The following is an 18597-nucleotide window of genomic DNA, read 5'->3' as shown; positions in this document are numbered from 1 at the left end:
AGATCGGTTTATCTAGGTAGAGGTCGATATTGCCGCTACTGCGGTGCTTTCCAATTGTTGATCAAGAAAAGCTATCTAGTGGCCGAAGCGAGATCGAAAAGATGTCTGATTTCAGAGTTGACCTTCCGCCCAAGTGGTTTGCAGTCCGGAGTCGCCGAGGTACCTTTGATTTGTCTTCTAGCGCAATGGCGGACGGGAGCTGGCGCGGAACGTTCGGCATAGTGTAAAGCCAGTTTCATCGCGGTCGGAAGGGAAGCCCAATTCGGAAAGCGTCTCGATCCGACCTGCGCGCGCGGTCGTGAGTCGTGAAATATGCTATTCGTGGACGAGGGCTTGAGGGCGATCAAAGCTCGCTCAAGGCTGGCACGGGTTTCCGGGCTACCTAAGACAATCCGAATGGCGTTCGGGGCGTTTTCCTCGTCAAGGGAGAACATGCTTCCGGGGCGAAGTTCTACCCCAGCCCTGGCTGCCGCGGCTATAAAGCTCGATTGTGTCCATCTGCGCGGAAGGGTCAGCCATATGTGTAGTGCCTCCGGCTTGGTCAGGTAAGTTGCACGAGCGAACAGTCTCGCCGCAATTGCCTGTCGGGCTGCCGCTTCACTGCGAATAGCAAGCAACACCTTTTCGGCAGTGCCATCAGAGATCCAGCTTTGAGCCACTGACGCAGACAGGGGAGCGACATGCCAGGTCGAGGTAGCGTGAAAGCGATCGAATGCACTTGCCACCGCGCCCGCGGACGGCGGCAAGAGATAGGCAATCTTCAAGCCTGGAGCAATGCATTTCGCCAAGCCTGCGGCGTACCAGGTGACGTCCGGCGCCAACGCACTAATTGAAGGCGGTGCTTCCTGTGGAAGGAACCTGTAAACATCGTCTTCAATGATCATGACACCATATCGTCTCGCGACATCGGCGAGCGCGAGGCGCCGCTCGCGCGACATGATCATTGTGGTAGGATTGTGAACCGTGGGCATAAGGAATAGAGCTTTGGGATTGAGTGTTTTGCACGCGTGTTCAAACGCGTCTGGCAACGCTCCGTCGTTGTCCATCGCTATGCCCTTGACATTGATATTCAAGAAGCCGGAAATCCGCCGCAAATCATAGTAGCTCAAGTTCTCGGTCAGCAGCAGGTTACCACTTCCTACCACGCATACTAATGTGATTAGGAGCGCGTTCTGCGTTCCATTGGTGACCAGGATACGATCAATTGAGGGCGCAACAGCGAAGCGCTTTGCCAGCCAAGTCGCTCCAGCTTGGCGATCAGCTTCCGTTCCGCCAAAGCGGTGATACCTCAACAATCTGTCGAGCTCATTTCGTTCAGCTAGCTCAACTAGCGTTTTCGATAATTTGGCACCCATCCAATCTGGCGTTGGAGGGGTGGTTCTTATAAGACTAATTGGCTCTCTTTGTTGCTGGGCATGGATGTTCATTTTGGTTTTCCGGGTAAGCAGAACCAGGTCTTCATGGACGTGCACGGGATCCAGCGAGGGCGCCTTCAACAGCCCGAGCTTACATCAGGGGGCGCGGGATCGATCTCGGCATTGCGCCGGTATGTCGGCGCGGATCGCTATAACGAGATGGAAAAGTCGTGTGTCCACGTTCTGAATGGTCATTCGGGTCTTCCCTGGTTTAGGGCGACAGCCTGCGGGACTGAATCATCTGGAGCGAGGTGGGGTCTTGCATGCCTTCCGCAAAACCATATTGACCTTTGAAAACCGGCCCGAAATGTTCTTTGGCGGTGCCGCCCAGCCGAACCTTTCCGCTGATTGAGCCGTCCCCCGCGAAATCGCCCTCGAACCCGTAGAACAGCGAAATCGGTAACTGCTCGTGCGCAGCCTCAAAGTGGACATGGCGGCCATGAACTTCACCAGATACAACTCCGGTGGAGGATCCTGTGTGATGAACGCCCGATATCAATTTGCCGTTCTGCTGAATGTTGATTTGGTGTGTCGCCGAACCATGAAGGAATTGCATTTCGACACACCAGCTGCCCGAGACATTGACTTCTGCAGGGAGGTTGGGGGTAGGTTGAGCTATCGACTGGGGGCTACGGAACGCGGTTGCCAAGGCGCGGCCGACGGTTTCCGCGTCATCCTCAGACAGATTCACGGGATCCAATATGATCGAGATTGGCGTAGACCAAAAATCGTGGATCAGGATCCGCGGCCGTTGTTGCAACAGGGCGAGCCTCAACTGTTCCGCACTAAACGGAATAACATCAGGGTCCCAGATGACCTTCAGTCGGATGGCTGTAACAGAACCAGGCCAGGAAAGCACTTCCGTCCTAACGCCCAGCAGGTTAATGTGAGCCGCAATCCGCTTTAAGCGCGGAAGCCACTGGTCGCGCTCTTCCTTTGCCGATCCAAAATTGATCCAGCGGTCTAGCGCGATTAGTGCGCCGACCACTTCCTCCTTGCCAACCTTCATTGACCGTCCGAATGCCTGGTGAGGCGCTCCAAATCCACCAGATAGCCTTACAAAGCCGTTCGCTGCCAAGCACGATAGCAGTGGATTGGGGCCCACGGATATATTTGCCACCTGCGTAAACCACCAGGTCGGCTCCATACTTGATCCAGCGATCCGGCTTTCCTGGTGAAAGCCCGGCAGCATTGACGAGAATTGGCACGCCGTGTGCGCGCGCCAAAGGCAAGAGTGACCTTATTGGCAATACCGACGCAGCTTCCATGCGACCCAGCATGCAGATCATCGCAACGCTCCCATCAAACGCCTGCGTCAACTCCTGTGTGCTACCAATGCTGACGATCTTGCCGCCCGCGGCGCGGATCGCCTGTTCGTATGAAAAACGCTGATCGCAGGGAATTAACACCTTGTTGCGCAGCCCCGACGTGTCCGGCAATCGCAACATCAGCTCCGGATTATTTCCGGCAATGCACGCCGCAGTGGCTAACGTTAGCGTTGATGCAGTGCCGGCGGTAATGACGCCCCATTCGGCGCCCGTGAGCTCCGCGAGCCTTTTGCCTGCGGCATCAGCGAGCTCATCCAAATCGACGAAAGCCTCGGCAGCGGCGTTCATTGCGGCGATGACCTCGTCGCTCGGATTGCTTGCGCCGTAAATCGTGCGGACACCAGCGCATTGGATAAATGGTTCAACGCCGACTTTTCGATAGATCCAGCCCCTCGTGTGGTCTCGTTCGGACGGATCACATGCATCTATAGAGTCAGGCCGCATATTCATGGCAGCCACCCCATTGCAAGTATGATGCATTCCCCAAAGGCTGATGACAACGACGACCAGGAAACCCGGCGCGAGCCGTCTCCAGCACTCGGGGAACGCAACGTTCTCGACAGCAAGTGCGACGAGGACACACGCGACAAGTTCCGGAAAATCGTGAACATGGGCCGACGAATCGGTCCGCAGCAGGAAGCCCTACCACGAGCCCGTTCACTCGCGCCGATCATGCCACTCTCCTTCGATCTCATCCGAATCTGCCCACGAGCTGCTCAGAGGGAGCGGCCGACTAAAGCGGCCGACGACGCGACGGCGAAAACGCTGATTGCTGCATACATCGCCATGTTCGGTGATGGCACACGAATAGAGGCCACGTGAGCGACAGCGAGCAGCAGGAAGCAGATATTAACAACGCCCACGAATCCTTCAGTAGGGATAAGAGGTCGGAGAAGGAATAAGAGGGCCAGTAGCGGCACGTCGTATGACAAGGGCACACCTAAGAAGCGCCCATCGGACGACCTGCCGAAATTCGCAAAGTAGCTGAGCCGAATTGCCGCGGCCACAAGTAGGGCGGTTGCGGTCGCCAGGGCAAGGAGGGAGGCGTGGCTGAGTTGGATCACAATTGCTGCGGGCAAAACGGCTCCGTAGATAATGTCGCCGAACCCGTCGAGGCTCTTTCCCATCTTCGCAACATCTGGATCACGATTCTTCGTGCGAGCTGCCACGACCCCATCGAGATGATCTGCGAGGACAGCCCAAAGCGCCGCCACCACGGATAGCTCAAGGTGCTCGGAGAGAGCGAGGAATAGGCTGACGGAAGAAAAAAGAAGGCCTCCGGTTGTTATGGCGTTCGCTGGATCCCAAAGGTATTTCAGCATTGGTGGCTCACCTATTCTGCAGCTCACAAGGCAGGCCGAAGGTGTTCGCTCCCGCGAAAATGCGCTCTGCGATGCGCAGATCTTCGGTGCTGTCGATTTCGTACCACCTGAGAGCGTCGCAACGCGCCGCTGCGAGCTGTAGGCCGCGCCGTTCCACCAGATACGCAAGAAGCTCCTCGATGTAGGCCTGAGCAGCTCCGGAGCCGATGATATCGTCCAGCCCTGGAACGATCGTTGCCCTGAGAGTCCGCGCCGAGAATCGTAGCAGGTTCATCGTCTTGAATAGTCGTGGCCCATCCGTGACAAGCTTTGCTGCGGTTTGCTTCATGCGGAAACCTGAGATGAGGCCGCTATCCGACAACAGAACTGCCGACCCTTCCATCAATTCAGAGAAGGGAGCAACTGCAGCCGCATCAGTCGCCTCTCCGATCATCAGGTAGCGCAAAACATCCTCCTCGAAAAAAACGTCGCCCTCGAGAAGAAAGCAGTCTCCGGAAAGAAGCGCGTCGCGCGCGAGCCACAGGGAATAGGCGCTCCCGGTACGGTGGAAGACGGCCGACTCGACATACTTGATTTCGAGCTCACCAAAGCGGCTGCCGCAGGCATATTGAATTGCGTCCTTCCGATAACCGACGACGATCGTCACCTCTTCCACGCCGACGGCTTCCAGATTGCGCAGAGCGTTGTGAAGGATCGGAGTTCCGTTGACTTGGACCAGCGGCTTCGGGCGCAGATTGGTGAGCGGACGCAAGCGGGAGCCGCAGCCGGCGGCGAGAATGACGGCTTTCTTTGGAGCATTGGTGGTCATTTCATCCCCTTTCATCATCGCAGGATTTTCCGCACCGTCGTTCCCGGACGGTGAGGATTGCGACCTGCTGTCTGGGGAAGGTTTCGAGTGTTTCGGATACAATCCGGGGGAGAGGCGATACCTGCGGCGTCTCGAATGCGGTGCCGGATATGGCGCGACGCCGGCTTGCGCAAGCAACGTGCTTAGATGTCGTCGGCTGTCCTTTTAGGCAACGTTTCGCAGCAGATCGGAAGGTTGAGCCAGGGACACAAGAGCGGCCAAATTGCCGAGTGTGTTGTGCAAGATCGGCGTGCCAAGCACTTCGAATAGCGGCTTTGGTCGGGTCTCGGTCAGAGACCGCTGGCGGGAGCCGAGTCCCCGCGGCAAGGGTGACGGCGTGGCTTGGAATGTCGGGCATTATGGTAACCTCTTTAAATGCAGGCACCTTGCCACTCAAAAGGTCAGTTCGTTCAGAGTTGCGGTCAGACGCCGCAAGGCTTTGTCGAGCAATTCGAGATTGATGCCATAGGAGAGTCGAACCCCAGCGGGGTCGCCAAAGGCTGTGCCCGAAACTGTTGCAACACCAGCGTCCATCAGCAACGTTTTCGCGGCCATGGGCCTTCGCGTGCCGCTGCAATTCACTGAGATCGAGATAGAAGTAAAATCCACCTTGGGCGGTAGGTTGGGGTACCGATGTCAGCGTTGAAAGCATCGAGAGGCGGAGCGCCCGCGGGTTGGCAACTTGGCGCTGCAACTGCAATTGGTATGCAGGACCGCCGCACTCGAGATAATGGAGCAGCGCATGCTGTGCAATGACATTGGGATTGGAGGTTGTTTGGCTTTGCAGCGCTTTAACCGCGCCGATGACCGCCTTGGGGCCTGCGAGATAGCCAATCCGCCAGCCGGTCAGGGCCAACGACTTGGAAAACGAATTGACGATCAAAGTACGATCGCGTGCCTGGGGCGCAACCGAGACGATCGGATTATGGGTATGTGGGGCGTGAGCGAAAGCCCCGTAGCATTCATCGAAGATGATCCAGAGATCGCGGTCCATGGCAAGTTGGGCAATGCCAGCAAGAGATTCGCGGTCGTAGATTGCGCCAGTCGGATTATTCGGCGTGTTGACCACGATCGCCTTAGTCCTTGATGTAACGGCCTTCACGAGATCCGTAAGCGTCGGCACATAATTACTATGCCGGGTCCCGATAAAGACCGGCGTGCCGCCGGCAATGACGATCTGGGCCGGGAAAGTAGTCCAGTAGGGGGCGGGGATCAGCACTTCGTCGCCCGGATTCAGAATAACCATGGCCGCATTGAAGAGCGCCTGTTTGGCGCCGCTCGTCACCGCGATTTCGTCCGCCGACCAGGGTTGAGCGGTCTCAGTGGAAATCCTGCGAGCAAGAGCATGTCGCAACTCCATCAGACCGAGCGTGTCAGTGTAGCGGTTGACGTTGCGATTAATTGCGGCGATCGCGCCCTCGCGCACCGAGGGCGCCAAGTCGCTCCACATTTCTCCGGCGGTCAGATCGATGATTTCCATACCGTTCGCGGCAGCTGCTTTGGCGGCCGTTCTCGCCGCAGCCGTGCCCGACAGATTTGAACAGAACTGTTCGTTGCGCCAACATCAGCGCTTTCCGTCGCTCCAATGTCGCCTATGGTTGCTGCTGTGGCGCGAGGTCTAGCGGAGTCCTTGGAAATGAGACCCCACAAATCAAAAAAGACGGATCATCGTCCGTTTCGGCCTTTCTCCGAGAGAGAAATAAGCTACTAGCTCTTCTTTGGAGACTAGGTGGCCATGGAGATAAGAGATCGGGCCGAGATACGGCAGCATGCACAGGTCTGGCCGAGTAAGAGCTGGGGCGCCATTTGATGGTACGCCCAATGCTAGGAGAGCAAACAAGTGCCTCGTTCGCGATTGCAGTGGAGCGTGACGATAGGGCAGGCGGTCGCATGGCAGCAGTCCGTCGAGAACGAGTATCGTGTTGTGTGGATGACAAGTTATTGCCGTGGCTCAGGGGGGTGGAGATATCGCGCTTCCGCACGGGCGAGTTCGTCGTACCTCAACAAATCGAAGACCTCATCGAGCGTCGCGATGTCTGGCTCAATGCCGGCAATGCCTTCCTCGGCGATAATGCGAGCGCAGACGTGCCGCATTGCCGCTATTGCAGCTCGCATGGAGTGGTTGGCCCAGATCACTGTGGAGATGCTGGCATCCCGATATTTAGAGACCGGTGTTCGATAGTATTTCGTTGGAACGATTATGACAGGTAGGCAGTTCTGCCAGGCACTCGCGAATGAGAGGATCTCGTCCGCGGTGCTCTTACGCGAGTGAATGAGGATCGCGTCGGCTCCCGCGGCCGCGTAAGCGCTGGCGCGTAGAATTGCCTCGTCCATTCCATGGCCGGCGATCAGCGCTTCGATCCGGGCCACGAGAACCAATTCGTCCGCAACTGTATCTTTCACTGCCCGCAGACGGCCGGAGAATTCATCGATATCGGCTAGGGGATGCAAATTGCCAACAAACGAGTTCATCTTCGGAAAACAGCTGTCCTCCAGCGCAATCCCGGCAGCGCCACGCTGACGGAGTTTGCGCGCCAAGAGCCGCGCATTGTTGAAATTCCCGAAGCCGCCATCGCCATCAACGAGCACGGGCAGCTCCGTCGAGTCCACGATGCGCTCAACCACGTCGACGAGTTGGTTCCAAGACGCTTCGTTGGCATCGCGGTAGCCGAGAGAGCAGGCAATCGACAGGCCCGACGCCCACAGACCTTTAAAGCCTGCCCGCTTGGCGATTACGCCGGAGAGCGCATCATGAGCTTCCATGAGGAAGGAGAGCTCGCGGTTGGAGCAAATCTCATGGCGCAGCATTTCTGCAAGTGAGGAGTCAGCGCATCGATCAGCGCCGTTGGCGAGAAAAGATTGTGATTGATCTTGCATGCCACTCCTTGCAGGTGCGTTGGACCGGCCGGACGTTCAGGGCTGCTTCGTTCAGTTCTTGATCGAGGCAAGCCGCTCCGGCAATCCGCAGCCCAACCGATAGGTGGCATGCTTCTGTCATCTCGATCAATTATTAGCGTTGGTAGTTGACTGGGGTCGCAACGTGTTGCAAGTCGCAATAGGATGCCGCGGGAGTCGAGGCTAAGCTAAGCCTTAACAATCACAAGATGTTCGATCGTTGGTGGCGGAAATTCAAAGTGCACTCGCTAAACCATCGGCAAACCTCATCAGATCAGCACTTCTTGGCTGCTCGACGTCGAGTACGATCCGACATCTCCACCTGCTCCTGGCGATGCGAAGCGTTGTCCAACGCGAGTGGGGAAAGGGTTTTGGTCCTCGTGAACGCTGCGGCCGCTCACCTTGTGTTACGCGCCCTCACGCAGATAAGGGAAGAACGTATCGCATCGTAGCCCGCGGTCTTCTTGATCTACATCAACTAATGTCGCGGCTGCTGCAAACGGCGATGTCGCATTTGCGACCATGTCGTAATTGCGTCTGATCGCCTACCGTGCCCAATCGATCGCCAATTCTCTCAAGCATTTGTCTTCACGCCCGATTCTCGCGAGCGCCGCAACTGGTACGAGCCTTGCTGTTCTCATCCAGGTTCTCGGAACTTGTGGAGTACCGCATGCACGGTATCGTCTGCATTAAGCAGGCTTCCAATTTCGCTCAGATCCGCGTGCGCGTCGTGGCCAACGACTCCATGAGCCACCGGGAGGTCGACCATTATCAACATCTACGATCTGTTCGCGCTGCGAGCAGTGCCGGAGCTAAGCGCCGAGTGCGGCGGCGAGATAACCGTGCTCATCGATGGCCGCCGAGCCCTACGCAAGGCACTGACCTTCGGCGCCGACCACATCGTGCGATCATTGTTTGCGTATTCGCCACGACGGCACCCTGGCGGGCAGCTATGCGTTGGCGATCGCAATCCGCAAGACTGGGAGGGAGTATGGCCCGGTTGATGTCATCTTTACTGACAAGCGGACGATCGACAGCGACACCGCAGAGGTGGAGCCCGGCATTGCCAGGCGGCCCGGTGTCCTGCAGCTCACCTACGCCGCCAAGACGGGGGCCGCGGATCTCTGCGCACTCACCAGCAAGGCGGAGCAGCACTCCATTCGTGCCGGACTGCGATTCCCCAAACGTCAATGTCGCGTATGCCGATATCGTGGTAGGCGAGGGTCTTGGGCTCCGATCGGCCGAAAATTTGCAAATGATGCGCCAGCTCGCGGCTGTGCTCAGCGCCAAATATGGCTGCTCAGGTCCGCTGGCGCAGAAGGGCTGGGCCACCTCCGCCCGGCAGAGCGGTCACACCGGCAAGATCATCCGGCCAGAGCTCTTTATCGGGGCCGGCAGTTCCGGCGGGATCCTTCATCGGGTCGGTGTCAAGGGCGCCGACCTGATCTTCGCCATTAGCATCGACAAGAACGCGCTGATCTTCGAACTCGCCTATGTTGGTAGTGACGCGAACCGGCTGCTGGCAACGCCGATGGCCGCCTTCGCGCGCGTCTGCGGCCGTATTCGTGCGTTCAGATCGCGAGCAAGAGGAAGCTGTCACGATCGAGGTAAGGTTCGGCGCCATCTTGGTCGGCGCCGGGATAGCCGGCATGCCTCCGTGCTACCTAGGGCCAAGTTGGACATGAAGGCGTTTCGGCCCAAGCGCGGCGAATTTCGCCCGCGCCCAGTGCCGCTGCACGATCCGGAAAAGTGGCCACCGGTTTTCGAATGAGATCATGCATAAGCAAGAGACTGAAGCCGTGTGCTCTATTCGTGGATACCAACTACGGAGACTGAAAGATGCATGTCGAGCTCTCAGTGAGCCTCGAAGAGAAGCTGTCTACAACCGCAATCACATCGATCTCGGTCGTTCCCATACCGGGGTCCGCGCGCACAATGCCGTCACCGCAGCTGCTTACGCTCGTGAAAGTCGGCCCCGCGCGTCGCTTCGAGCCGAAGGCCAAGTGCGACGTGGAGATCACCCTCAACGGCTGTATCGAATGCGATACCCACCTCATCGTTGGCGAGGCCTTTGGCGACACGAAGTGGAGCTACCAGTGCCACGGTTATGGTGTGCTGTTCTACCTTAAATGAGAGTGGCGCTGCAGCTGACGGTTTCGATTCACCTGCTGGGAGAGGTCAACGAATTCGGGAATAGCATTTGCCGAAGCGCGCGAGTGTTCAGGCTGGATGAAGAGCGGAGCAATGGCTTCGCTGAGCGAATAAAACTAGACTCCGCTTAAAACACTCAATCGAACGGCGCAATAGCGGCCTCTTGGCTGCCCTCGTGAGTCGCCACATGGACTTATTCAGCTTCATCGAATGCGCGAAGCAAACGCGCTCTATTAAAGCGCTGTTCGATCTTCTTGTGAGCTGTGCGAGCGAGGAAGGCTTCAGTGAAGTCGCTTACGGAGCGCTTACCTTCGCGGAGCCGCCTCGTCTACCGAGGTACCTACCGCCTACGGGGACCGTGAACTTCCCGCCAGACTGGTGCCGCCGTTATTTTGAACGCAATTACCGTGTCATCGACCCGGTGGTCAGGCGGACACCAACGCTTCCGGGGCCGTTTGTTTGGGACGAACTCGCCAAACTGGAACCCGGCGAGAAGCGCGTACTAGACGAGGCCAAAGAGGCAGGTCTGAAGCATGGCATGAGTGTGCCATTGTTTGGGGCATTGGGCCGAATATCGGTGGTATCTTTTGCATCTCCGTTCGACGAGGCCGATCCTCAGGATCGTATGAGTCACCTCAGCACACTGGCCCTGAACTTTCATCTTGCGTTTGCGGAGATCGCGCGGCCCTCGGATAGCAGCATTAACGGGAAACTTACCCTGTCTGAGCGCGAAAAAGACTGCCTGCGCTGGGTGGCAGAGGGAAAATCGTCTTGGGAAATTGGGAAGATCCTGAAGGTCAGCGAGAATACAGTCAATTTTCATCTTAAGAACGTGATGCGCAAACTGGGTACGACGAATCGCACCCAGGCCATCGTAAAAGCGATTCGCCTCAATCTCATTGAATTCTCGGCGGCGCCAGCGCTGGCAACTGGATGCTAACTGACCTGAGCGTGTGGCGTCCGCTCGCAGGATTCTCGATGGCATGACGATCCAATCTCGTTGAGAATAGCAGCGAGCTGGATGCCGCATCGGTATAATCACAAAAGGCCTGCGCCGCTCGCCCACGAATGGGCCGCCGCCAGTTCGTGGCTGTCGCATTTCTGGCACCGCACGGCTTCTGTCAGGTTCAAGACACCTAACGTTATCCGCTGGTCGCAATTGCTTTGAAAGTTAAATCAGCAGCTTAGCTTTTGCCGAGCGGCACTGGCACGGCGGTTGCTAGTAGATGCAGCCATCACTCGGGCAAGCGTGAGTGCGTGACATAAACAGGGACGATGCTGTGCTGTTTGGCGCCGATGAGAGGTATTGTGAAAAAGTTAGCGTGGGAGCTTCACCTTGTACGCAAGCTATCCGTTGCGGCCGTTGTAGTGTTGGCTTCGTCAGAGGCTAGCCCCGAAGATGATTGGATGAGAGCTGCTAGGCAGATTTTCAAACCGATCCCCTCGATCGTGCCTGCTGTTAAGGACAATCCGGTCACCCACGACAAGGTCGAACTCGGCAAGATGCTGTTCTTCGATCCGCGGCTGTCAGCCAGCGGGATCATCAGCTGCAATAGCTGCCATAATCTTGGTACGGGCGGAGTCGATGCCGGTCCGACCTCGGTCGGGCACGGCTGGCAGCAGGGTCCACGTCGGGCGCCAACTGTTTATAACGCGGTATTCAATCTGGCGCAGTTTTGGGATGGACGCGCCGCAGACCTCAAGGCGCAAGTTAAGGGACCCGTGCAGGCGCGTGTCGAAATGAACGCGACCCCAGATCATGTGCTCGATACGTTGAATTCGATGAGTGACTATGTGGTCAGGTTCAAGAAGGCATTCCCGAACGAGGCGTCGCCGGTCACCTTTGACAACTTCGCGAAGGCAATCGAGGCCTTTGAAGCGACTCTGATTACACCCGCTGCTCCATTCGATCAGTACCTTGAAGGCGATACGACTGCTCTCAATGATCAGCAGAAGGCAGGATTGAAGCTCTTCATTCAAACGGGGTGCTCCTCTTGTCACAACGGAATCAACGTCGGCGGACAGGATTACTTCCCGTTCGGCGTGATCGAAAGACCGGGCGCAACCCTGCTTCCGGCGTCTGACAAGGGCCGATACGCGGTCACCAAGGCGGCTAGCGATGAGTACGTTTTCCGCGCCGCGCCGTTGCGCAACGTCGCGTTGCGGGCCCCATACTTCCATTCAGGCCAGGTTTGGAGCCTTAAGCAAGCGGTTGGCGTGATGGGTGAAACCCAACTTGGCATCGAGCTCAGCGACAAGGAAAAGAACGATATTGTTGCGTTTCTGAATTCGCTGACTGGTCAGCTGCCTAAGATTCAGTATCCGAAATTGCCCACGCGTACCGACGCGACGCCGCGGCCCTCTTTAGGCAGATAGCATGGTTCTTCCCACCGTGGTGGGCATTGCGCTCTTTGAATGCAAAGGAACAAGGCGCAGGCATTCGGGTTCTGCGATGCACAAAGTCGAAAAGGCGGAGCAGGATGGCAGCGGGGACACGAAAGCAGTGCCCGATCAGGTGCCTGATGAAAGTGCAGCTATGACAAAGCATCTGCTAACACCAAGTCCAAAAGGCTATGAAGGCTGACGCATATGACAGGGCTGTTGATGTAGGCAAACAGTGGCTCGGCTTGGGCCTGAATCGTTAACAGACACAAACGGGTTTCGCTTGCCGTGTCTCCACGCGTTCAGCCCAAGAGATGCGTAAGCTGAACAGTGCGTTGCGGACCGCAGAACGGAAGTAGGCCTCGGGTCGAATGTCCGCGGAAGCATGGGAGGCGCTCTTGAACCGGGCAGACTGTCCGGCCGTCTGCGTGCTCATCCCCTGACCATGCATGGCCATTGTGCCGGGCCGTGTCAGGTTCGCGATTGCCATTTAGCCCCTCGAGTTTGGTGGTGATCACCTTGAACATAAAACGGTTTGCAAGCAGAAGTCCTTGCATATTCCCGGAAAATACAGAACGCGGTTAGGTGATCGTTCCGCGGCAGATGACTAGCTCGAAAAAAAAGCCCCGGCCCGACGGCCGGGGCTTTCGATCCGCCGTTTGAAAGAGATCAGTATCGGAGAACCGGCGGGCTAAACTTGTAATTGAGCCGCAGGGTCAGGAGATCGAAATCCTGGCGGATACGATCGGTCGCGACCACACCAGCGGCCGTGGTGAAGCTCACGTTGGCGTCCGGCATGAACAGGTGGTCGTACTCGACGCCGACCGACCAGTTCGGCGCAAAGCCGACCTCCACACCAGCGCCGACCGCTGCGCCCAAACGCGTATTGTCGGTGCTCGCCAGCTGCGCGCCGGTCAGCGTTGAGGTGACCTGATAGGTGTTGCTCGTCACCGCAGCACCGCCCTTGGCGTAAAGCAGAACGTTATTGGAGGTGTAGCCGATAAGGCCGGTGATCAGGCCGAACGCGTCGATCGTGCTGCGGTTGGTATTGAGCGGGAATGTGGTGCTAATATTGGAGCCGCTGAAATCAGCCCAGTTGCCCTGACCTTCGATACCAAACACCGCCTGGCCCATCTGCTGCCGATAGCCGATCTGGCCACCCACGGTGCCACCCGTTGCATCGCTGAAGCCCCAACCGCCGTTGATACCGATGTACAGACCGCTCCAGTCGTAGATCGCGGCCGCGACCTGCGGCGGTGGCGGCGGCGCCTTATAGACGGGCTGCACAGCGAGATCCGCGCCGAATACGGGTGCGACCGCGCCAAGCGCGAGGATGCTGCAAGTCACAAGCAACAAGTTCTTCATTTCCAGTTTCTTTCCTTTCGATGGCCCCCAGGCCGCGCGCGTCTTAGCAACGTCATCGGAGATTGCTGTAACGGCAGCGCAACACTCACTCGAAAGAAAGAGCTTGAAGCTCACGCTGCGTTAGGTTGTAGGCTTGGAAATCATGACCAAATGTGCACAGCGCAAAAGTCGATCGCGTATGGGAGAGATGCGCGTCAATGCCACCGTTGGAGAGAAGGGTGTTTGAATCGAAGCTCGCTGATAAAGGCGCGTGCGTAGGGCGAGAGCAGCGATGAAGCTACTCTCAATAGTGGAGAACGGACGATGTGCTCGAACTTCGCGAGTACCCGCGGATGGCAGTCCTCCAACCGTATACACCGCAGTCGCATGCGCTTATCATTTCAATTTCTCGGGCGAACCGGCGGTTTACGTGGCGCGCGCATCTTCGCAGATGATGGCCGTATGTTGACACATCTCTGCATCCGAGGACCGTCACGACCGATCATGTTATCGGGCTTTCTAATGTGACGGCGAGCCAGCACTAGCACTCCCGTTTCTCACGTTGACGAACATACAATGTGCGGCGCTGGCTGGAGAAGCGCGGCTAGGAGCGACGGCGCGCGCGTTCAACGCCTAGGCAATCTCCCTCAAGGACGTTGCGCCAGTCTTCTGCTCCTCGCGGATGATTGGAGGGACGTTGGCCGCAAACCGTTTAGCCGAAGCAGTCAGGGTCTCCACCGCGTTCCTGCGCACGTGGAGCCTTGGTTGCTAAGGGTCACCTCACGAGCCTTTTGCGGCCGCGAGTGTCTGAATCGTACGGCTGAGATCATCTTATCTCTTTCTCCGCTATCGCAGCGAACGGATGCAAGACCAAAGGGTCCACGTCCGGACCAAGTTCAGCGACCAGGAATGGTACCCTTGTGGGCCATGAGACCTGAGACGAAATGCACGTCATGTCCGAGCCGGTCCGAGCTTTGCAACGCCCACTTGGCACCGGAGTTTCCGTGCGGCTGCGGTGCCGCTTTGAGCTGAGGCCTGCGGTCGCGCGCGTCCGAGCCCTTGCCCCGTTTCCCTCCACGAACTCTCGGGTGATTATGTGAACCAGCAGCATTTTGTGACCGCCACCAAATGTTTCGGAGGCTTCGTCAGGAAATTCCTACATACGATAAGGGGCTGCAGGGGATATTTGATGTAACGGAGACACGCGTTGGGACTGCAACGGCCCGAGTGGAATGGTTGAGAAGGCACTATGGTGGGCCGCATAGCCTCACCGAACCCTACACGGACGTGGACTTGATCTTCCGTCCACCGACCTTCTGCCGAAAAAGTGGACGGGTCTAAGCGGTTTTTAGCTCCATCTCGATCTATATCAGATCCCGGAATGGAGTCGGGTTCGGTTGTACAACAACGTTTGAGAACGCCCACAGGACCGTTCTTCGCGAAGTACTATATCGGCATCATCCTTGGTTTGGTCGCCGAGTTTGCGTTCATGGGACCGTCTCCAAGGCTGATGATGTCGTTTTTCGCTGCACTCTGGACGGGTCGCAAGCAGATCGTTGGCTGGAAGTTCCAGCATGGATGTTCGACCGGACGGCGTGCCCTGACGCTGAGCTTTTGACAGCTCAGCCGTTTGTTAGCATCGATTCAATTGCCGCGCTTTCTGCGCTTCTCGATCTGGCGTTGAAGGCTCGAACGCCATCAGCTGCCCTGGTTTCTGGCGCATCCAAAGGCTCTCACGACCAGAATCGGGGAGCGACTCATGTCACGCCAGACGGCAATGCCAGGGAGCGGATACCGACACAATCAAAAACCGCGGTCGCAGCAGCAGATGGATCTGTTCGGGAGCGGCCTGTTGAACAGCGCCATCGGCGCGCCGGCATGGTCGGAGCTGCCGGCAGAAGCAAGGGCGGCCCTCACGAGCCTGATGACGCAATTGATCCTCGACTACGCTGCGGCGACGGCAACGCCGCGCGCGAAGGAAGTCGGTCATGATCTCTGACAAAGTCAGGCCTCATCATCTCGCGCGCAAGGCAATTCTTTACGTGCGTCAATCCTCAGCACATCAGGTGTTGCACAATCGCGAGAGCAGCGCGTTGCAATACGCCATGCGAGACCGGCTGACGGCGTTCGGGTGGTCAGAGATCGAAGTGATCGATGATGATCTCGGTCGGTCAGCCGCCGGCGGGGTACAAGGCGCAGGCTTCGAGCGAATGGTGGCGGAGGTCTGTCTCGGTAAGGTTGGCGCGGTTTGCGCCCGCGAGGTCTCGCGCTTCGCTCGCAACAGCCGGGATTGGCAGCAACTCATCGAGATGTGCCGTGTGGTCGATACCGTTCTGGTCGATCAGGAGACCATCTATGCGCCAAGGCACGGCAACGACCGCCTGTTGCTCGGGCTCAAGGGCAGCCTCAACGAGTACGAGTTGGATCTGTTGCGCCAGCGCTCGCTCTCGGCCCGCTACGAGAAGGCGCGTCGGGGCGAGTTGGTTGTGGCGGCGCCGGTGGGCTTCGTGAAGTCCGGCGACCGTTATGAGAAAGATCCGGATCGGCGTGTCCAGGAAGCGATCAAGCTGGTGTTCGACAAGGTCGAGGAGCTGGGCAGCGCGCGACAGGCGCTCTGCTGGCTCCACGAGTACAATCTCGATCTGCCGGTGAAGCAGACCAACGGCGACACGGCCTGGCGGCGACCGAGCTACTCCGCCATCCACCGGATCATTGAGAACCCGGTCTACGGCGGCGCCTATGCCTATGGTAAGACGGCTGTGGCGGCGGGATACGGCGCCGAGGGCGTGAGCGTGAAGATCCGCCGCAAGGCGCGGAACGAATGGTTGGCGCTAAAGCCCAACACCCACGATGGGTACGTGAGCTGGGAGAGGTCGAGGCGATCCGCACCATGGTCAGCAGCAACGTTCCCACCGGTCGGCATCACGGCGCGCCCAAGCACGGTGACGCGCTGCTGGCCGGTCTGATCCGCTGCAAGCGCTGCGGTCGCAAGCTCTCACACTCCGGTACTCCGGCATGAAGCACCATATCCCGCGCTACAGCTGCAGCCGCGCCTGGATGGACAATGGCGGCCCTCACTGCATCGGCTTCGGCGGACTGCGCGTTGACGATGCAATCGAGGAAGCGCTGCTTGGGGTCGTCGGTCCGGGCGCTATCGCCGCGGCAACCGCTGCCGCCAACGAGGCCAGCGAACGGCGGGATCAGGTGCGCGAGGCTCTCAGTCGCGACCTCGAAGCGGCGCGCTATGCCGCCGACCGGGCCTTCCGGCAATACGATGCCGCTGACCCCGCGAACCGGCTGGTGGCGGGCGAGCTTGAAGCGCGCTGGAACAGGGCGCTCGCTCACGCGGTGGAGGTCGAGGGCAAGATCGCCATGCATGAGGCGGCGACGCCCGCCCCCATTACTGATCCAGCCTCGCTCGGCGTGTTGGCCTCGAACCTCAAAACGGTCTGGGATGCGCCGACGACGGATACGCGCCTCAAGAAGCGCATTGTGCGCACCCTCATCCATGAGGTCGTGGCCGATATCGAGATGCGACCTCCGAGATCGTCCTCATCATCCACTGGGTCGGCGGCGTTCACAGCGAGATCCGCCTGCCCAAGCGCCGGCGCGGGCAGCGTAACAGTACCTCCGCCAGCATCATCGAAGCTGTGCGCCAACTGGTGCTGATCGCCAACGACGATCTGATCGCCGGCCTCCTCAACCGCAACGGCCTCAAGACCGGTAACGGTCATCGCTGGACGCGCGAGCGTGTCACCTCGATGCGCTCGAACTATCGCATCTCGGTGTTCAAGCCCGCCGAGGACGGGATCGAGCCCTGGCTAAACCTGAGCAACGCGGCAAAGCTCCTAAAGATTGCGCCCAAGACGCTCCGGCTCGCCGCTGAAGCCGGCGAGATCGCAGCCATCCATCCGCTCTCGGATGGCCCGTGGATCTTCGCCCGCACCGAGCTGTTAACAACTGCTGCTCAATCTATTGCCGAACGAGCGCGACAGAACCCAAGATACCCCACAGGATCGCATCCCAATCAGCAAAATCTCTTCTCTTCAACAACATAGACAGATGGGTGTTCTGATGCGCAGTTGTAGAAACTCTCGATGAAGGCGAAGATATCGTGCCGGGCCTCGGCGCGCTTCTTGTAGTTGCGATTGATAAACGAGCTCGGTCTGCGTGGTATGGAAGAAGCTCTCTCCATCAGGCCATTGTCGTAGCAATCGGCCCTTGCGGCTCATCGAAGCGGTTATGCCGGCACCCGAGAGAGCGCCGCGAAAGATGTGTGAGGCGTACTGCACGCCCGATCGGAGTGGTGGATCAGTCCGGCCGGCGGCCGTTGCCGCTGGATAGCCACGTCAGCGCCGCGGATGCGAATTCAACCTGCATGTGATCCCGCATAGCCCAGCCAAAGAGATCCATGACGGCCGCCAAATGGAGCCAACCCTCTGCGGTCGGATGGAGGCAATCTCGGCGAGCGAGACCCGATTCGCGGCTCGGCCATGAAGTGTCGCGTGCGATTAGGTTCGGCGCGATCGGCATGTCGTGACGGCTGTCGGACGCGGCGCGGTTGCACCATAATGGCGCGGATACCGTGCCGGCTCATCAGGTTCAGTCTTGCGCGGCGCAGCAACTGCGGAGCGATAGGTTCGTTGACGTCTTTATCAGTTTCTGCCCGAGCGGCGGAGCGTTTGACCGTCCTAAGTGCGGATCCGGCACAACGTGGGATCGCGCAAGAACATTAGACTGGCACTCACACATCGCGGCGTACCTAGACTAGGCCTTCGAAGCTGTGGCGGCCCGTTACGCCCAAAAGGCTGCCGCGCGGCAATTTGGGTGGAAGCGTAGCGTCAATCAGGATGAGAGAGCTTCGCCGGGCTCGGACGTAGGGAGGGCGTAGCCCGACCGGAGTTACGAGCCCG

18 protein-coding genes are annotated in these 18597 nt (G+C 58.3%); 10 read left to right on the top strand and 8 right to left on the bottom strand.

Translation table 11 applies throughout. The annotated features are described in order from the left end of the window. Nucleotides 1–71 precede the first annotated feature (71 nt). The 7 genes from LMTR3_RS13920 to aepX form a co-directional block, all read right to left on the bottom strand. Nucleotides 72–1427: an aminotransferase-like domain-containing protein gene (locus LMTR3_RS13920; RefSeq protein WP_084029619.1), complete on the bottom strand. Its 1356-nt coding sequence runs from the start codon at nucleotides 1425–1427 to the stop codon at nucleotides 72–74. Between the two features lie 199 nt (nucleotides 1428–1626). Then, nucleotides 1627–2274 carry a hypothetical protein gene (locus tag LMTR3_RS38540; protein ID WP_176721893.1) on the bottom strand — a complete coding sequence of 216 codons (648 nt, stop codon included), beginning with the start codon at nucleotides 2272–2274 and terminating at the stop codon, nucleotides 1627–1629. A gap of 22 nt (nucleotides 2275–2296) precedes the next feature. After that, nucleotides 2297–3193 carry a PLP-dependent transferase gene (locus LMTR3_RS38535; protein WP_176721892.1) on the bottom strand — a complete coding sequence of 299 codons (897 nt, stop codon included), beginning with the start codon at nucleotides 3191–3193 and terminating at the stop codon, nucleotides 2297–2299. A 266-nt stretch (nucleotides 3194–3459) separates the two neighbouring features. Then, nucleotides 3460–4065, bottom strand: a complete 606-nt coding sequence (locus LMTR3_RS13905) for a CDP-alcohol phosphatidyltransferase family protein (protein ID WP_065745527.1) — start codon at nucleotides 4063–4065, stop codon at nucleotides 3460–3462. 7 nt (nucleotides 4066–4072) lie between these two features. Then, on the bottom strand, nucleotides 4073–4873 hold the full coding sequence (locus LMTR3_RS13900) for a phosphocholine cytidylyltransferase family protein (protein WP_065745681.1): 801 nt from the start codon (nucleotides 4871–4873) through the stop codon (nucleotides 4073–4075). Nucleotide 4874: 1 nt separating this feature from the next. Further along, nucleotides 4875–6392 carry a pyridoxal phosphate-dependent aminotransferase gene (locus tag LMTR3_RS39995; protein WP_349643802.1) on the bottom strand — a complete coding sequence of 506 codons (1518 nt, stop codon included), beginning with the start codon at nucleotides 6390–6392 and terminating at the stop codon, nucleotides 4875–4877. 458 nt (nucleotides 6393–6850) lie between these two features. Continuing rightward, complete coding sequence (gene aepX / locus LMTR3_RS13890) at nucleotides 6851–7720, bottom strand: phosphoenolpyruvate mutase (protein ID WP_065745526.1); 870 nt, start codon at nucleotides 7718–7720, stop codon at nucleotides 6851–6853. A gap of 757 nt (nucleotides 7721–8477) precedes the next feature. Between aepX and LMTR3_RS40230 the strand changes: the two genes are divergently transcribed. The 5 genes from LMTR3_RS40230 to LMTR3_RS37560 all read left to right on the top strand — a co-directional run bounded on the left by LMTR3_RS40230 (nucleotide 8478) and on the right by LMTR3_RS37560 (nucleotide 12542). Next, on the top strand, nucleotides 8478–9578 hold the full coding sequence (locus tag LMTR3_RS40230; protein WP_502686628.1) for an FAD-binding protein: 1101 nt from the start codon (nucleotides 8478–8480) through the stop codon (nucleotides 9576–9578). A gap of 68 nt (nucleotides 9579–9646) precedes the next feature. Beyond that, nucleotides 9647–9940 (top strand): ferredoxin family protein, encoded by a 294-nt coding sequence (locus tag LMTR3_RS13880; RefSeq protein ID WP_245319858.1) that lies wholly within the window; start codon nucleotides 9647–9649, stop codon nucleotides 9938–9940. Between the two features lie 205 nt (nucleotides 9941–10145). Next, complete coding sequence (locus tag LMTR3_RS13875; protein WP_065745524.1) at nucleotides 10146–10898, top strand: helix-turn-helix transcriptional regulator; 753 nt, start codon at nucleotides 10146–10148, stop codon at nucleotides 10896–10898. Nucleotides 10899–11254: 356 nt separating this feature from the next. Then, nucleotides 11255–12334, top strand: a complete 1080-nt coding sequence (locus LMTR3_RS13870; RefSeq protein ID WP_176721904.1) for a cytochrome-c peroxidase — start codon at nucleotides 11255–11257, stop codon at nucleotides 12332–12334. A 1-nt stretch (nucleotide 12335) separates the two neighbouring features. Continuing rightward, nucleotides 12336–12542, top strand: coding sequence for a hypothetical protein (locus LMTR3_RS37560; protein ID WP_141686594.1), 207 nt, complete (start codon nucleotides 12336–12338; stop codon nucleotides 12540–12542). Nucleotides 12543–13009: 467 nt separating this feature from the next. Here the strand turns inward: LMTR3_RS37560 and LMTR3_RS13865 are convergent, their stop codons facing one another. Next, complete coding sequence (locus LMTR3_RS13865; RefSeq protein WP_065745522.1) at nucleotides 13010–13705, bottom strand: outer membrane protein; 696 nt, start codon at nucleotides 13703–13705, stop codon at nucleotides 13010–13012. Between the two features lie 1360 nt (nucleotides 13706–15065). Between LMTR3_RS13865 and LMTR3_RS13860 the strand changes: the two genes are divergently transcribed. From LMTR3_RS13860 to LMTR3_RS39200, 5 genes are all read left to right on the top strand, one after another. After that, entirely contained in the window at nucleotides 15066–15302 is a 237-nt protein-coding gene (locus LMTR3_RS13860; RefSeq protein ID WP_065745521.1) for a hypothetical protein, read from the top strand. A 141-nt stretch (nucleotides 15303–15443) separates the two neighbouring features. After that, nucleotides 15444–15683 carry a hypothetical protein gene (locus LMTR3_RS37550; protein ID WP_141686593.1) on the top strand — a complete coding sequence of 80 codons (240 nt, stop codon included), beginning with the start codon at nucleotides 15444–15446 and terminating at the stop codon, nucleotides 15681–15683. Next, on the top strand, nucleotides 15673–16650 hold the full coding sequence (locus LMTR3_RS39210) for a recombinase family protein (RefSeq protein WP_245319857.1): 978 nt from the start codon (nucleotides 15673–15675) through the stop codon (nucleotides 16648–16650). The genes LMTR3_RS37550 and LMTR3_RS39210 overlap by 11 nt, the downstream gene beginning before the upstream one ends. A gap of 49 nt (nucleotides 16651–16699) precedes the next feature. Next, nucleotides 16700–17353, top strand: coding sequence for a hypothetical protein (locus tag LMTR3_RS39205; protein ID WP_245319856.1), 654 nt, complete (start codon nucleotides 16700–16702; stop codon nucleotides 17351–17353). Then, on the top strand, nucleotides 17347–17742 hold the full coding sequence (locus LMTR3_RS39200) for a hypothetical protein (protein ID WP_245319855.1): 396 nt from the start codon (nucleotides 17347–17349) through the stop codon (nucleotides 17740–17742). Before LMTR3_RS39205 ends, LMTR3_RS39200 begins: the two co-directional genes overlap by 7 nt. The last annotated feature ends 855 nt before the right edge of the window (nucleotides 17743–18597 follow it).

It is taken from the genome of Bradyrhizobium sp. LMTR 3 (genome assembly GCF_001693485.1).
Taxonomy (GTDB): Bacteria; Pseudomonadota; Alphaproteobacteria; order Rhizobiales; family Xanthobacteraceae; genus Bradyrhizobium.
The sequence above is the reverse complement of the archived record's forward strand: the minus strand, read 5'-3'. Positions and strand labels throughout refer to the sequence as shown.

Excerpts from the sequence above, each read along its gene's own strand:
- LMTR3_RS13920 (WP_084029619.1), bottom strand. The coding sequence starts at position 1,427 with ATGAACATCCATGCCCAGCAACAAAGAGAGCCAATTAGTCTTATAAGA.
- LMTR3_RS38535 (WP_176721892.1), bottom strand. The coding sequence starts at position 3,193 with ATGAATATGCGGCCTGACTCTATAGATGCATGTGATCCGTCCGAACGA.
- LMTR3_RS13905 (WP_065745527.1), bottom strand. The coding sequence starts at position 4,065 with ATGCTGAAATACCTTTGGGATCCAGCGAACGCCATAACAACCGGAGGC.
- LMTR3_RS13900 (WP_065745681.1), bottom strand. The coding sequence starts at position 4,873 with ATGACCACCAATGCTCCAAAGAAAGCCGTCATTCTCGCCGCCGGCTGC.
- LMTR3_RS39995 (WP_349643802.1), bottom strand. The coding sequence starts at position 6,392 with ATGGAAATCATCGATCTGACCGCCGGAGAAATGTGGAGCGACTTGGCG.
- aepX (WP_065745526.1), bottom strand. The coding sequence starts at position 7,720 with ATGCTGCGCCATGAGATTTGCTCCAACCGCGAGCTCTCCTTCCTCATG.
- LMTR3_RS40230 (WP_502686628.1), top strand. The coding sequence starts at position 8,478 with ATGCACGGTATCGTCTGCATTAAGCAGGCTTCCAATTTCGCTCAGATC.
- LMTR3_RS13880 (WP_245319858.1), top strand. The coding sequence starts at position 9,647 with ATGCATGTCGAGCTCTCAGTGAGCCTCGAAGAGAAGCTGTCTACAACC.
- LMTR3_RS13875 (WP_065745524.1), top strand. The coding sequence starts at position 10,146 with ATGGACTTATTCAGCTTCATCGAATGCGCGAAGCAAACGCGCTCTATT.
- LMTR3_RS13870 (WP_176721904.1), top strand. The coding sequence starts at position 11,255 with ATGAGAGGTATTGTGAAAAAGTTAGCGTGGGAGCTTCACCTTGTACGC.
- LMTR3_RS37560 (WP_141686594.1), top strand. The coding sequence starts at position 12,336 with ATGGTTCTTCCCACCGTGGTGGGCATTGCGCTCTTTGAATGCAAAGGA.
- LMTR3_RS13865 (WP_065745522.1), bottom strand. The coding sequence starts at position 13,705 with ATGAAGAACTTGTTGCTTGTGACTTGCAGCATCCTCGCGCTTGGCGCG.
- LMTR3_RS13860 (WP_065745521.1), top strand. The coding sequence starts at position 15,066 with ATGGAGTCGGGTTCGGTTGTACAACAACGTTTGAGAACGCCCACAGGA.
- LMTR3_RS37550 (WP_141686593.1), top strand. The coding sequence starts at position 15,444 with ATGTCACGCCAGACGGCAATGCCAGGGAGCGGATACCGACACAATCAA.
- LMTR3_RS39210 (WP_245319857.1), top strand. The coding sequence starts at position 15,673 with ATGATCTCTGACAAAGTCAGGCCTCATCATCTCGCGCGCAAGGCAATT.
- LMTR3_RS39205 (WP_245319856.1), top strand. The coding sequence starts at position 16,700 with ATGAAGCACCATATCCCGCGCTACAGCTGCAGCCGCGCCTGGATGGAC.